Origin of the sequence: Limnohabitans sp. 15K, assembly GCF_002778285.1 — a bacterium.
GTDB lineage: Bacteria > Pseudomonadota > Gammaproteobacteria > Burkholderiales > Burkholderiaceae_C > Limnohabitans_A.
In genome coordinates this window covers 528196-542130 of sequence record NZ_NESM01000001.1, presented here as the reverse complement: position 1 = coordinate 542130, position 13935 = coordinate 528196, and the positions used below count along the sequence as shown (strand labels likewise).

Here is a 13935-nt window from a genome sequence, read left to right as displayed (position 1 = left end):
TTCAGAGGTAAATTTTTTGCAGCAATTCCAGCAAGGTCTTGCGTTGTCCGGGTGTGAGTTTGGCGGTTTTTTCTGTCTCCAGCTCTGTGGCGGCTTGTTCCGCTTGCACCATCAATGCCTGGCCTTTGCTCGTGGCGTGCAGTCCGACTGCACGGCCATCGTGCGGGTGAGGTTTGCGTTCAATCAGCCCCCGCGATTCCAAGGACTGAATCAGTCCCACCAAGTTGGGGGGCAACAGGTTGAGTGTGGCGCACAACTGCCTTGAGGTCACACCCGGGTTGTGCTGAATGGTCGACATGACCGAAAAATCCACGGGCTTGAGACCGTAGGGTGCCAGTCTTTCCAAAAACAATTCGATGATGCTCAGTGCGGCCCGACGTGCGTTGTAGCCCATCAAGGTCTGCAAATAGGTGGTGTCGACTTGGTCAATTTTCGCCGCAGAAGACTTTGCCAAAACGACGCCCTTTCGGCCAGCTTCAGGCGTTTCTATCGCCTTGGGCTTCGCACTTTTTCGGGGTGCTGCGCTGGTCATGGGCTGGCTCACACTGCAGCTGCACATTGCTGCACGATGATGGCGCTGCGCATTTGAAACTCGGGCATCACCCAGCTGCGCAATGCATTGGCAGGGGCAAGCCAGCGGGTGTCGGCGTGGGGCGTATCGGCGTCCACGCCGGCTTCAATGCGCAACCACGCCCAGTCCATCAACACCAAGGCGACGGCGCGCAAATAGTCATCGGCCACACGGTAGGCCAGCGCCGCGTCTTGGGGTGCAACCTGCACGATTTGCTGCGTGAGGGTGCGCAGGGTCTGGATGCGTTCTTGTGTGGCTGTGCGGGTCTTGGCCGCTTGTGGCAAGTCAGCCGCAACGGTATCGAGCAGCGCATTCATGCTTTGGCCACCATCGGCCAGCACCTTGCGCACCAAGAGATCAATCGCCTGAATTTCGTTGGTGCCTTCGTAAATCATGGCCACGCGGGCGTCACGCACGATCTGCTCGATGCCCCATTCGCGGACATAACCATGACCGCCAAACACCTGCAGGCAGTCGCTGCCGCCATGGAAGGCTTGGTGGGTGAACACCGATTTCATGACCGGCGTGACCAGCGCACACCAGCGTTGAGCGGCGGCTTGGGTGTCGGCGTCCTGGCTGTGCTTGATCAGGTCCAGTTCGAGCGCGGTGCGGTAAGCCAGCACGCGACCGGCATCGACCCAGGCACGCTGCGTGTCGAGGATTCGGCGCATGGCAGGGTGTTCGGCGATGAAGTCGGCCTCCGCTGCCGACTTGCCTTTGCCCGGTGCACGCATTTGGCGGCGCTCTTGCGCATACGCATCGGCTTTTTGCCAGGCGGCGTCCAAGAGACCAATGCCTTGCAGGGCGACATGCAGGCGGGCGGCGTTCATCATCACAAACATCGCGCCCAAGCCCTTGCCGGGCTCGCCCACGATGGAACAAACTGCTTCGTCAAAACGCATCACGCAGGTGGGGCTGCCGTGCAGACCCATTTTTTCTTCGATGCGGTCGCAGTGCACACGGCTGCGCGAGCCGTCGGGGTAAAACTTGGGTACCAGGAAAAGCGACAGACCTTTGGGGCCGGGTGGCGCGTCAGGTAAGCGCGCCAGCACCAGGTGAACGATGTTGTCGCTCAGGTCGTGCTCGCCACCTGAGATGAAAATTTTGGTGCCGCTGACGAGGTAATTGCCATCGGACTGGGGAACCGCCTTGGTGCGGGCCAGGCCCAGGTCGGAGCCCGCATGAGGCTCGGTCAGGCACATGGTAGCCAGCCATTCGCCGGTGGCCACTTTCTCTAAATAGTGCGCTTTGAGTTCGTCGCTGGCGTGGTGCTTGATGCATTCGTAAGCGCCGTGCAGCAGGCCGGGGGCCATGGTCCAGCCGTGGTTGGCGGCCGACAGCATTTCATAAAGCATGGCTTCGAGCACGGTCGGTAGGCCTTGACCCCCGTCTTCGGTGCCAGAGGCCAACGCAGGCCAGCCCGATTGCCAAAAGGACTGGTACGCATCCCTAAAGCCAGGTGGCATGGTGACCGCGCCGTCTCTCCATTGGGCACCGATTTCATCGCCATCGCGGTTGAGTGGGGCGATCACTTCGCCCACAAACTTGCCCGCTTCGTCGAGCACTTGTTGCATCAAATCCGAGTCCACCTCGGCAAAGGCGGGCAAGGCTTGCAGTTGGGCGGGCGCGTTCAAAACGCGTGACAACACAAACTGCATGTCGTCGGTGCGGGGGAGGTAGGCGGTCATGGGATTTGGGGCTCAATAAATAAATCCGGAGGACCGTCAGGTGCTCCGGAGGGGATCAGCGGGTCAGCAGATCAGGAATCGACGCTGAAACCAATGCGCTTGATCAGGGGACCCCAGCGCTCGAGTTCCACTTGCGAGCTCTTGAGCTGGTCAGCCGCGGTACCACCAAAAGGAATCAAGCCGACCACGGTCAAGGCGTCTTGCACGCCTTTGTCTTTGAGGGCGGCGCTGATGGCCGCATTGGCCGCTTGCACCACGTTGGCCGGGGTTTTGGCCGGGGCGTAAAAGCCGAACCATTCTTCCACGGTCAACTCTGGGAAACCTTGTTCAGCGAAAGTGGCCACATCGGGCACAAAAGGCGAACGGGTTTTGCCGGATGTGGCGATGATGCGCATCTTGCCCGCCTTGTGGTTGGCAATGAAGTCGCCGTGCGGAGTGAACATGCTGGCGATCTGCCCGCCCACCACATCGGTTACGCCGGGCACCGAACCACGGTAAGGCACATGTTTGAATTCGAAGTTCTGGTTCAGGCCGAGCAAAGCGCCGATGAAGTGTGGTGTAGAACCTGCAGCGGGCGAGCCGTAGCTGGCTTGTGCGGGGTTGGCTTTGGCCCAAACGATGAAGTCTTTCACGTTTTTGACGCTGGCAGGCACCATGGGGCCCACGGCGAAACCGTGGTGAATCATCGACGCTGTGCCCACTGGAATGAAGTCTTCAAAGGGCTTGTACTGCAGGTTTTTAAAGATGTGGGGATACAAGGAGATGGCCGAGAACGGGGTCATGGCCAACACCGAGCCGTCGGCCGGTGCGCTTTTCAGCAGATTCAAAGCAATCTGGCCACCCGCACCTGGGCGGCTGTCGATGATGCCCGCGTTCTTGCTGTAAGGGGTGCCGCCAAATTTTTCGGCCACGCGGCGTGCGCAGATGTCGCCCGAGCTGCCGGGTGGAAAGCCATAGAGCACTTTGACTTGCTCGATGGGCAGGCCACTTTGTGCCCAGGCTTGCTGGAACGCGGTGCTACCCAAAACGGCTGCACCGATGGTGGATTGAATGAATTCACGACGGTTGCTCATGCTTGTCTCCTCTTAGGTGTGGTTGAAAACGGTTTGAAAAAATGGGTGAAGGTATGGGGTGCGTTTCAGTGGCCAGATGATGATTGGGCCGCTTTATCGGCCGAGCCTTCCAGCCCGGCGAGCAATGCTTTGCTGTTACCGGGGATGACCATTTGGAATTGGTTGTCGACAAAGGTGTAGTCGTAGTAACCCATGCGCGCGAGCGGCTGGATCTTGAGCACATCGATCAGGCCTTGGCCATTGATGATTTCATCGTCGATATGGATGGCGACCACGCGGCCAAACACCACATCGGCGGTGCCCATGGGCGGCTTGCCGGGAAAGCGCAGGCTGTTCAGGTACACACACTCGAACTGGATGGGCGAGCCCTTGACCCGCATGGGCTTGACCAGGCGGCTGGGCAACTTCTCGAGTCCTGCACGTTCGAATTCGTCCACACCATGGGGCACTTCTTCGGCCGAGATGTTGACCGCATCGCGCAAGGCATAAGTGGCCATGTTCCACACGAACTCGCCGGTTTGTTCGGCATTGCGCACCGAGTCCTTGCGCTCGCCCTGGGTGGTCTGGTTGGCGCTGAACATGATAATCGGGGGATCAAAGGTCACGTTCTGGAACTGGCTGTAGGGCGCCAGGTTGTGGCGACCTTGTGCATCCACGGTCGAGATCCAGCCGATCGGGCGTGGGATCACGCAAGACTTGAACGGGTCGTGCGGCAAGCCGTGGGGTGTGACGCCGGGTTCGTAGTACATGGCTCAGATCCTTGTTTCAGCTGCACAAGGCTTGGATGTCTTCAGGCACCGGGATGGCCTTGATGCGGTCTGGGTCTTCGGGGTGCTTGATGCAAAAGGCGCGCACTTCGGTGCCTTCACACAACACAGTGTCACCACGCATCACCACATGCTTGTGCACAAACACTTTGTCGCGCCACTCTTGAACACTGGTGTGTACTTGGAGTGTTTCGCCATAAGTAGCGGGGCGGATGAATTTCGTGTTGATCTCCAGCAGGGGGGTGCCGATGATGCCGCGCGTCTTGACCAGCTCGCGCCAAGGCAAAACGCCACACTTCACAAAGAAGTTCAGTGACGAGGCGTCCATCCATTTGGAGAAGTTGGGGAAAAAAACGATGCCTGCTGGATCGCAGTCACCAAACATCACTTGCACTTCGTAGACAACGGTTTTGCTCATGGGGATCTCTTAACGGGGGGCCATGCGCAGCGCGCCGTCCAAGCGAATGACTTCGCCGTTCAGGTGGTCGTTGTTGACAATGTGGCAAGCCAATTCGGCAAATTCGCTGGGTTTGCCCAGACGGGCCGGGAAAGGGATGCTGGCGGCCAGTGATTGCTGCACGGGCTCGGGCAATCCCTTGAGCAAGGGCGTCGAGAACAGACCGGGCGCGATGGTGCACACGCGGATGCCGTGTTGTGCCAAGTCGCGGGCCATGGGCAGGGTCATGCCGACCACGCCGGCTTTGGAGGCGCTGTAGGCCTGCTGGCCCACTTGGCCGTCAAAGGCCGCGACCGAGGCGGTGAAGACCATGACGCCACGGGCGTTGTCCTCCATCGGGTCCAGCTTGGCACAAGCGGCTGCAAAGAGGCGCGCCGCGTTGTAGGTGCCGATCAGGTTGACGTTGATCACCTTGGCGAACTCTTCCAAGGGTGCGGCATTGCCGTCTTTGCCCACCACGCGCTTGGCGGTGCCGATGCCTGCGATCTGCATCAGGATACGGGCTGGGCCATGGGCTGCGGCGGCAGTTTCAATGGCCTGTGCCATGCTGTCCGGGTCCGACACGTTGCAATGCACCGCAACACCACCGATGTCTTTGGCCACGCGCTCAGCGTTCTCCATGTTGAGGTCGAGCACGGCGACTTTTGCGCCCAGACGGGCGAGTTCACGGGCGGTGGCTTCACCGAGGCCGGAGCCTCCGCCGGTGACCAATGCGGCTTGTCCTTGGATGTTCATGGTGTGTCTTTCAAATGGTGGTGGAGAGGTTTAGACCGCTTCGGGGTTTTCGATCAGCAGCGCAATGCCTTGACCGCCACCCACGCAGGCGCTGGAGATGCCATAGCGCAAGCCGCTGCGCTTCAATTCGCGTGCCAGGGTGATGGTCAGCCGAACGCCAGTCGCGGCCAGCGGGTGGCCCAGAGCGATCGCGCCACCGTTGACATTGAGCTTTGACAAGTCCAGGCCCAGTTCGCGAGCCACGGCCAAGGTTTGTGCGCCCTGGGCTTCGTTGATTTCGAAGCGGTCAATGTCGGACAGCTTGAGGCCTGTGCGCTCGAGCAGCAGGCGGATGGCCGGCGCAGGGCCAATGCCCATGATCTCGGGCGGCACGCCCACGGCCGCTGCAGCGACCACGCGGGCCAGCGGCTTTTTGCCCTGCGCTTTGGCATAAGCGCCTGAGGTGACCACGCACGCCGCAGCCGCATCGACCAGGGCCGAGCTGTTGCCACCGGTTTGCACGCCGCCTTCGTAGACGGACTTGAGCTTGGCCAGCACTTCGGGCGGTGAGATGCGGGGGTGGGTGTCGGTGCTGACCTCGATCACTTTGCCTTGCAGCTTGATGCCACGGGCTTTGTAGCCTTCGAGTTCAAACTTTTCAGTGACCACAGGCACGATCTCGCCTGCATGGAAGCCGGCTAGCTGCGCGGCCACGGCCTTGGCAAACGAGTCGGAAGCGAACTGGTCCACCTCTTCGCGGGTGATGTTGTATTTCTTGGCCAGGTTCTCGGCCGTCTGGATCATGTTGATGCCCGCCGCCGGGTCTTTCAGCGCTTCCCACATGTAGTCCTTGAAACCCACGGGTGCGCCCAGCTTGAAGCCGGTGCGGTGGTCAAAGGCGGCAATCGGGTTGCGCGTCATGCTCTCGGTGCCGACCACCAGTGCGGCGTCGCACACGCCGGCTTCGATCTGCTCACCCGCTTGGCGGAACAGCTCAAAGCCTGTGCCGCAAATGCGCTGGGTCATGATGGCGGGCACTTCTTGCGGCACACCGGCATACAGGCCAATGTGGCGGGGCAAAAAGAATTGGTCGAAGTCGCCAGGGGCCATGTTGCCGGTGATGACCGAGCCGATCTCGGTCGGGGCGATGCCTGCGCGCTTGAGGGCCTCGCGGGCGGCCTTGATCCCCAGGTCTGTGGGCGAGATGTGACCCAGTGCGCCGCAGTAATCGACCATGGGCGTGCGCACGCCTTCGTGCATCCACACATCGGCAAACGCGTTGAAAAATCCTTTGGAGGCCATGTTTTTTCTTTCGTTTTGGTAGGAGCGACGCCCTCGTCGCGAAAAGGGGCTGCTTGATCCATCGCGACGGGGGCGTCGCTCCTACAGGGGAATCATTGTGGTTGGACGATGTGTGGCAATGTGCCTTCGTGCAGAGCCGCCACGGTCCTCGCCCGGTGCGTGAGCACTGAGCGTTGGTTGATCGAGCCCTTGTCGGTGATCTCACCCTTGTCGATGGTGGGTGGTTCGCTCAAAAGGCACAGCCTGGCAATGCGGTTGGCGCTGCCGGTAGCGGTTTGGGCCAAGGTGTTCACGATGTCCTGGAACTTGGCCAGCACAGGGGCTGAGGCCAGCACATCCGACATGGGGGCGTCAGCCGCCAAGCCACTCAAAGCGCGCACAGCCGGTGTCGGGAAGATCATGGCGCCGACTTCTTTCAAGTTGATGCCGGTCAGCACCGCGTCCTGGATGTAAGGCGCGCCGGCTGCGATGATCTTGCCGCGCAACGGACCCACGCTGACAAAGGTGCCCGTGGCCAGTTTGAAGTCTTCGGCAATGCGACCGTCAAATTTCAGGCCTAAATGCACATCGGTTTCGTCGATCCATTTCACCGCGTCGCCGGTTTTGAAGAATCCCTCTTCGTCAAACGAGTCAGCGGTCTCTTCGGCGTTGCGCCAGTAGCCGGGGGTGATGTTGGGGCCGCGGTAACGCACCTCCGTCTTGCCTTGCATGTCCACCAGCTTGAGTTCCAGGCCGGGTGTGGGCACGCCCAAGTCGCCCGCTTGCACAAAGGGGTTGGTGACAAAGATGCCAAACGGCCCGGACTCGGTCATCCCAAGACCTGTGCCCATGACGATGCGCTCGCCCACTTCGCGTTCTTGCGATGCGTAAAGGCTGTCCCAGATGGGTTGCGCCAAAGCGGCACCGGCGTAGAAGAACATTTGAACCCGCGAGAGCAGCGTTTTGCGCAGCTGGTCGTCGGTTTGCATGGCGTTCGCAATCGCTTCAAAACCCGTGGGCACGTTGAAATAAACAGTGGGGGCGATTTCGCGCAGGTTGCGCAGGGTCTCGTGCATCAACGCCGGCGTGGGCTTGCCGTCGTCGATGTAAAGCGTGCCGCCGTGGAACACGGTCATGCCAAAGTTGTGGTTGCCGCCGAAGGTGTGGTTCCAGGGCAGCCAGTCCACCAGCACCAATTCTTGCTCTGCCAAAACGGGCATGGATTGGGCCATTTGTTGCTGGTTAGCGCACCACAGGCGGTTGGTATTGATCACCGCCTTGGGCATCTTGGTCGAGCCGCTGGTGAACAAAAACTTGGCGATGGTGTCGGGCCCGGTAGCAGCCATGGCGGCATCCACGGCAGTTGTCGCGGTGGTGGCGCACAGGCTGTCAAAAGCTGTGGCGGTGCGGCCAGGCACCTCGCCTTCGACCATGACGACTTCCATATCGTCGGCCACCGTTGCGGCGATGGCTTTGGCGTAACGCGCGTCGGATGCAAACACCAAGCCGGGCGTGACCGTGCTCAGCACATGCTTGAGCTTGTCGTAGTCCACACTGACCAGGGAGTAGGGCGGCGAAGTGGGCACATAAGGCACGCCAGCCACCAGGCATCCTAAAGCCAGCAGGGCATGCTCCAAGCTGTTTTCGCTCAGGATCACCACAGGACGCTCGGCGTTGAGACCTCGGTTGATCAGGCTTTGTGCAATGCTGCGCGCTGTTTTCCAGGCCTGGTCGTAGGTGATGTGTTTCCAGTCACCCAGCGTGCCGTCGGTATTTTTCAAGCGCCGAGCCATGAAAGTTTGGCTGGGTTTGGTCTGTGCCCAGTGCTGCAGGCGGTCGGTCAGGCGGTCCGGAAAGGCTTGCAGCTCTTGATCTGCCTTGAGGTACTGGGTGCCGGGCGCGCCATCTTGCAGCGTGACGCGGGTCACGCCGAATTTGAGTGGGCGAAATTGAGGGGCGTTCATGGGCTTGTCCGATTCAGCTTTTTTGTACCTTGGCGGCCTTGCCTTCTAGAAAGGCACGCACGCGGGCTTTGGCTTCTGGGGCGGATTGGGCAATCGAAGCCATCAATGCTTCGGTGAACAAGCCGTGGTCAGCGGGTTGCTCTGCGATGCGGGGCAGGGCGTGCGTCAGGGCAAAGTTGGTCAGGGGCGCGTTGGTGGCAATGCGGGTGGCCAACTCGATGGCCTTGGCCAATGCAGTACCCGTGGGAACGAGGTATTGCGCCAAACCCACGCGCTCACCGTCTTGTGCGTTGTACACACGGCCCGTGAGCATCATGTCGGTCATGCGGGCTGCGCCAATCAACTTGGGCACACGCACTGAGCCACCGCCACCCACGAAGATGCCGCGTGTGCCTTCGGGGAGCGCGTAAAAAGTGCTCTCGTCGGCGACGCGGATGTGGCTGGCACTGGCCAGCTCCAGTCCACCGCCCACCACAGCGCCGTGGAGCGCTGCCACCACAGGCACGCGGCCTTGCTCGACCGCGTTCAATGCCACATGCCAGCCGCGCGAATGGTGAATTCCTTCTCCGGCATCGCGCTCTTTGAGTTCGGACAGATCCAAACCGGCACAGAAGTGGTCGCCTTCACCGTGGATCACCGCTGCACAAGCTTCTGGGGGCAGGTTCTGAAACACATCGCGCAGGGCTTCGATCAGGGCATCGTTCAGGGCGTTGCGCTTGGCCGGACGGCAAAGTCGCACCACGGCGACGGTCCCTTGCATGTCCAAAGCCACGCCGTTGGCGGCTGCGCGTTCGAGGATCGGGTGGCTGGTGTGTGTCATGGCTTGGGCTTTCAGCAGACTTGACCAAGAGGTCAAGAAGGTTATTATTGATAACCATATTGTGATCAGCGCATGGCCATTTGCTGCTTGGTGTTTTCCCCTAGGACCGTTACGGCCCATTTTTTGTGGGAGCCTTGCCCTCTGGATGCTGGGCGATGGTCTGTGAGGCTTGATCGCGACGAGGGCGTCGCTCCTACAGGGGCATGTCTAGCTTGTTGTGGGAGCCCCGCCTTCGGGGCGATGGGCAGTGTCGTCCTGCTGGTGACGGGCGATGCGTTCGTCATCGGCTATTGTTCATCCCATAGTTGCCGTGAAGGAAAAACATGAAACACGAAGATTTGATTGCCATCGACATCCACACCCACGCCGAAGTGAGCTGCTGGAATCCGTTTGACAACTACGGCGAGGAGTACGACCGCGCCGCCGACAAGTTCTTTGGCAGCAACCGCCGCCCGACCATCGAAGAGACCGTGCAGTACTACCGCGAGCGCAAGATCGGCCTGGTCATGTTCACGGTGGACAGTGAATCGCAGTTGGGCCGCAGGCGCATTCCCAACGAAGAAATCGCCAAGGCTGCGCGTGACAACAGCGACATGATGATCGCGTTCGCCAGCATCGACCCGCACAAGGGCAAGATGGGCGCGCGCGAAGCCGAGCGATTGATCAAAGAAGAGGGCATCAAGGGCTTCAAGTTTCACCCCACGGTGCAGGGCTACCACCCTTACGACAAGATGGCCTGGCCCATTTACGACGTGATCAACGAACACAAGTTACCCGCCATCTTTCACACCGGGCACAGCGGCATTGGCTCAGGCATGCGTTGTGGCGGTGGTTTGCGACTGGCCTACAGCAACCCCATGCACCTCGATGATGTGGCCATCGATTGGCCCGACATGCAAATCGTCATGGCGCACCCGAGTTTTCCTTGGCAAGACGAGGCGCTGAGTGTGGCCACGCACAAGCCCAATGTGTGGCTTGACCTGTCTGGCTGGAGCCCCAAATATTTTCCCAAGCAGTTGGTGCAATACGCCAACACCTTGCTGAAAGACCGCGTTTTGTTTGGCAGTGATTACCCGCTGTTCACGCCCGAGCGCTGGATGAAGGATTTTGAAGTCGCAGGCTTCAAACCCGAGGTGATGCCAGGCATCTTGAAGGGCAATGCGGTGCGTTTGCTGGGGCTGGACAAGATCGCCTGAAGCTCAACCCACCGTGTTTGCAGCAGGTGGGCTTTGCAGCAGCTGGTCCATGGGCCAGTTCAGCAACTCGGCCAGTCGGCAGACCACCCAGCGTGCTTCGACGGGGGCGACCACCGAAGGGTCGGCCAAAAGACCTAGCTCACATTGCTGTAGCACCAGCTCTTCGGTGATGCCCAGTGTGAATTGCATGTTGGCGGCTTTTTCAGTCAGCAGGTTGGCCAGGTCTTCACACAGTTCGTAGCGCTGGGCCATCTCGCGAAGGCCGATGCTGGGTTTGATCTTCCCCGGTGGGACAAAAAGCGCGGTGAAACTTTCAGGCAGATAAATCTGGTTGTCTTCGTTCATGTCTGGTCAAACTTGTGTGAGCGGCATCACGCCGATCAACCACAGGTGCAGGCCACCCATCAAAAAGGCGGCCCACACAGCGGTGCCCACCACTACACAGAGCAAGGTGCCCAGCAGTTTGCCTTCTGGCGCTGAATGCATGCTCAAGCGATCCCGTTTGCGCGCGGCGCGAAACACCAGCACCGACCACAGCAAAAAGCCACCAAACAACACCACATCAGCCAAGTTGCCGTTGGACATCAAATGGCCGAGCGCCCAAACCTTCACCGACAGGGTCATGGGGTGGCGAAGTTTGCTTTTGAAATGGTTGGCGGGCATGTAGGCGGCTGCCAGCAAAACCATGGCAAACCACATCAGCAAAATGGTGGCGTGTTGCATGCCGCGCGGAGGCGTCCACAGCACAACTGGGTCCAGTCGCACTTGTGCGTAACCCTGCACCAGCAAATACAGGCCCAGAAAAGAGAGCGCGGCATAAACGGCCTTGAAGCCCAAGTCGCCCCAGCGAGCAATGGCGTTGAGGCGCAATTGCGGTGCCAAACTCTGAAGCGAGTGGATGCCCAAAAACAGAATCAAACCAACGAGCAGTTGCAGCATGTCAAAACCTTGGTGGTGTAGAGGGGGGTTATGGGCCATTTTGACATGGGCATGTCCAGGGGGCGTTAACATCCGAAAACACACCTTTCCTGTGTGTTTTACTCAGGTATGACGCCCAGAATGACAAGGTGACTGTTCTGGCGCACAATGAACTGTTCAGTATTTTTGATCACTTACCTCAGGAGTTTCTCATGTCCCGTTTCACATCCCTTTCTTCGACACGCCGCGTGTTCATGATGCAAGTGGCCACGGCCGCTACCGCTGTCATGGCCGCTGGCCAGGCTTCTGCACAAGCCATGGTGGACGAAAAAGACCCCCAGGCTGCAGGCCTGGCCTACAAGGCTGACGCCACCAAAGTGGACAAGGCCAAGTTCCCCAAGTACGCAGCCGGCAGCAATTGCTCTAACTGCGCTTTGTTCCAGGCTGCTGCCGGCGCTGCCGCTGGTGGTTGCCCCTTGTTTGCTGGCAAACAAGTGTCCGCCAAGGCTTGGTGCTCTGCTTGGGCTAAAAAAGGCTGATCAGCTTTGCTGCACCAAGGGGTTCAGGCCCCAGCCCCAAAAACCGCCTTCGGGCGGTTTTTTCATGGATGCAAGACGGGTAAGCGCTTGTGCATGAGCGCCACCAACATCAACCCAAAGCATGCCGAAGCAGTCCAAGAAGAGAACAAGCACCCAATACGCGCAACACGCTTTGGCCTTTTTTGACCAATGCCCATGTGGCCAGCGCCGTTAGAGCCATGGCCGCCAAATCAGGCAGCATGTGCCAACCACCGGGCAGCCAGGTTTGACGTGCGAAAACACTGGCCAGATGCACGATGACGCCGATCACCGCCGCCGTGATCCCTTGCAGCGGCCCCGACAGTGACGGTATGTTCCGTGTCGATTCGACCAGCGGCCCGCCCGCCAAGATGAAAACGAACGAAGGTAAAAATGTGAACCAGGTCGCTACGCAGGCGGCCACGACGCCGCCCAACCACGGGTGTCCGAACAATGCTTGGCTGTGCCCACCCAAAAAGCCCACAAAGGCCACCACCATGATGAGGGGGCCGGGCGTGGTTTCTCCCAATGCCAAGCCGTCCATCATTTGCGCGGCCGATAGCCAGCCGTATTGAACCACCGCCGCTTGTGTCACAAAAGGCAATACTGCGTAAGCCCCGCCAAATGTCACCAAAGCCGCTTGCGTGAAAAAGCCGCCCATCTGGGTCAGCGTGTGGTCCATCCCCAACAACAAAGCGATCAAGCCCCAACTCAGTGCCCACAAACCAAGACCCACAGCCAAGGCACGCCACAAGCGTTGCCGACTGAAATGGGTGTGGGCCTCGGGCCTTGTATTTTTTGTCCGTCCAAAGTCCTCATCTGAGCTGGCAGTGGCAGGGGCTGCCGAAAGGACCGCAGAAAAAGAAGTTGGTGAGTGGGGTTTGCGCGTTCCAGCTTGGCGGGTCATGGCATAGCCCACCATGGCTGCGCCCGCCAAGATGAACGGAAAAGGCAGGCCCCACCACATGCCCAGCAGTGACGTGACCGCCAATACCCATAGCCACTGGGATGTAAGGGTGCGCTGGGCCAAACGATGGGCTGCATGGATCACCAAGGCGGTGACCGCAGGTTTGAGACCCCACAGCAACGCTTGCCCCCAAGGGTGGTTGCCCCAGGCGGTGTAGGCCCAGCTCAAGATGATCAACAACACCAAAGAAGGCAGCACAAACAAGGCCCCAGCCGCGATACCACCTCGCGTGCCATGCATCAGCCAGCCCATGTAAGTGGCCAACTGCTGGGCCTCCGGGCCGGGCAGCAGCATGCAGTAGTTCAGCGCATGCAGGTAACGCTTTTCTGAAATCCAGCGTCTGCGCACCACCAGCTCTTCGTGCATCAGCGCGATTTGCCCGGCTGGGCCACCAAAGCTGATGCACCCCAGCCAGAACCAAAATTTCAGGGCTTCGCGGAATGAAACTGGGGCGGCTTGAGACTGGGCGCTGCTCATGGTGTGTTCCAGTGTTCGCGAAAGGCCGCACAGAAAGAAGGCGCGCCGCTGATGCTCAGGCTCAGTGTGACCTCATGGCTTTCGGTGGGGGTGGGAGACAAGACCAGCGTTTTTGTGGGGATGTCCCAGTGCGCTTGAACAGCCAAAGAGTCCCAATGAATCTGCAGGTCAAAGTCCCAGTCGGCCCCGTCTTCGAGTGCGCCTGGGCTGCGGGGGCTCCATTGGTGGCACCAAGTCAGCACCTGTGCGACCTCGTGCAACAAGGCGCTGGTGTGGCGTGCCGCGGGTTGTGCCAGTGCGTCCCAGCAGACCACGCCCTCGCTGTCATCGCTGCCGTCAAATTCCAGAAATTCAAGGTTCATGCTGTTTTACCAATTCGGTGAATGTCGCTGCGGGTTTGGGTGCGTCTTACTGAATACATTAAATCCATAAGTTGCTTAAAACTTGAGCAAAAAACAGTTTTTTAATGGTTTTTTGTATACAGG

The 13935-nt window shown here is 59.6% G+C and carries 15 protein-coding genes; 2 read left to right on the top strand and 13 right to left on the bottom strand.

What is annotated here, in order from left to right; genetic code table 11:
- Window position 1: 1 nt before the first annotated feature.
- The 9 genes from B9Z40_RS02525 to B9Z40_RS02485 form a co-directional block, all read right to left on the bottom strand.
- A complete protein-coding gene (locus tag B9Z40_RS02525) occupies window positions 2–394 on the bottom strand; it encodes a MarR family winged helix-turn-helix transcriptional regulator (RefSeq protein ID WP_233204846.1) in 393 nt (130 codons plus the stop codon).
- A gap of 146 nt (window positions 395–540) precedes the next feature.
- Window positions 541–2259, bottom strand: coding sequence for an acyl-CoA dehydrogenase (locus tag B9Z40_RS02520; RefSeq protein ID WP_100171739.1), 1719 nt, complete (start codon window positions 2257–2259; stop codon window positions 541–543).
- Between the two features lie 71 nt (window positions 2260–2330).
- Window positions 2331–3332, bottom strand: a complete 1002-nt coding sequence (locus B9Z40_RS02515; RefSeq protein WP_100171738.1) for a tripartite tricarboxylate transporter substrate-binding protein — start codon at window positions 3330–3332, stop codon at window positions 2331–2333.
- A gap of 65 nt (window positions 3333–3397) precedes the next feature.
- Complete coding sequence (locus B9Z40_RS02510; protein ID WP_100171737.1) at window positions 3398–4081, bottom strand: flavin reductase family protein; 684 nt, start codon at window positions 4079–4081, stop codon at window positions 3398–3400.
- Window positions 4082–4097: 16 nt separating this feature from the next.
- Window positions 4098–4517, bottom strand: a complete 420-nt coding sequence (locus tag B9Z40_RS02505) for a thioesterase family protein (protein ID WP_100171736.1) — start codon at window positions 4515–4517, stop codon at window positions 4098–4100.
- A 9-nt stretch (window positions 4518–4526) separates the two neighbouring features.
- Window positions 4527–5291, bottom strand: a complete 765-nt coding sequence (locus B9Z40_RS02500) for an SDR family NAD(P)-dependent oxidoreductase (protein WP_100171735.1) — start codon at window positions 5289–5291, stop codon at window positions 4527–4529.
- A gap of 30 nt (window positions 5292–5321) precedes the next feature.
- Window positions 5322–6572 (bottom strand): thiolase family protein, encoded by a 1251-nt coding sequence (locus B9Z40_RS02495; RefSeq protein ID WP_100171734.1) that lies wholly within the window; start codon window positions 6570–6572, stop codon window positions 5322–5324.
- Window positions 6573–6664: 92 nt separating this feature from the next.
- Window positions 6665–8515: a feruloyl-CoA synthase gene (locus B9Z40_RS02490; RefSeq protein ID WP_100171733.1), complete on the bottom strand. Its 1851-nt coding sequence runs from the start codon at window positions 8513–8515 to the stop codon at window positions 6665–6667.
- Between the two features lie 13 nt (window positions 8516–8528).
- Entirely contained in the window at window positions 8529–9275 is a 747-nt protein-coding gene (locus B9Z40_RS02485; protein ID WP_369823427.1) for a crotonase/enoyl-CoA hydratase family protein, read from the bottom strand.
- 383 nt (window positions 9276–9658) lie between these two features.
- On the opposite strand from B9Z40_RS02485, the gene B9Z40_RS02480 reads away from it, so the two are divergent.
- Entirely contained in the window at window positions 9659–10531 is an 873-nt protein-coding gene (locus B9Z40_RS02480) for an amidohydrolase family protein (RefSeq protein WP_100171731.1), read from the top strand.
- Between the two features lie 3 nt (window positions 10532–10534).
- On the opposite strand, the gene B9Z40_RS02475 is transcribed toward B9Z40_RS02480, so the two are convergent.
- A complete protein-coding gene (locus tag B9Z40_RS02475) occupies window positions 10535–10876 on the bottom strand; it encodes an ATPase with chaperone activity (RefSeq protein WP_100171730.1) in 342 nt (113 codons plus the stop codon).
- 6 nt (window positions 10877–10882) lie between these two features.
- Window positions 10883–11470, bottom strand: a complete 588-nt coding sequence (locus B9Z40_RS02470) for an NnrU family protein (protein ID WP_100171729.1) — start codon at window positions 11468–11470, stop codon at window positions 10883–10885.
- Window positions 11471–11661: 191 nt separating this feature from the next.
- Here B9Z40_RS02470 and B9Z40_RS02465 point away from each other — a divergent pair, with 191 nt between their 5' ends.
- The gene (locus B9Z40_RS02465) at window positions 11662–11988 is read left to right on the top strand and encodes a high-potential iron-sulfur protein (RefSeq protein WP_100171728.1); all 327 of its coding nucleotides are present in this window, start codon (window positions 11662–11664) and stop codon (window positions 11986–11988) included.
- 109 nt (window positions 11989–12097) lie between these two features.
- Here the strand turns inward: B9Z40_RS02465 and chrA are convergent, their stop codons facing one another.
- Together chrA and B9Z40_RS02455 are read right to left on the bottom strand one after the other, a co-directional pair.
- The gene (chrA, locus tag B9Z40_RS02460) at window positions 12098–13450 is read right to left on the bottom strand and encodes a chromate efflux transporter (protein ID WP_100171727.1); all 1353 of its coding nucleotides are present in this window, start codon (window positions 13448–13450) and stop codon (window positions 12098–12100) included.
- A complete protein-coding gene (locus tag B9Z40_RS02455) occupies window positions 13447–13812 on the bottom strand; it encodes a hypothetical protein (RefSeq protein ID WP_100171726.1) in 366 nt (121 codons plus the stop codon). The genes chrA and B9Z40_RS02455 overlap by 4 nt, the downstream gene beginning before the upstream one ends.
- Window positions 13813–13935: the final 123 nt, after the last annotated feature.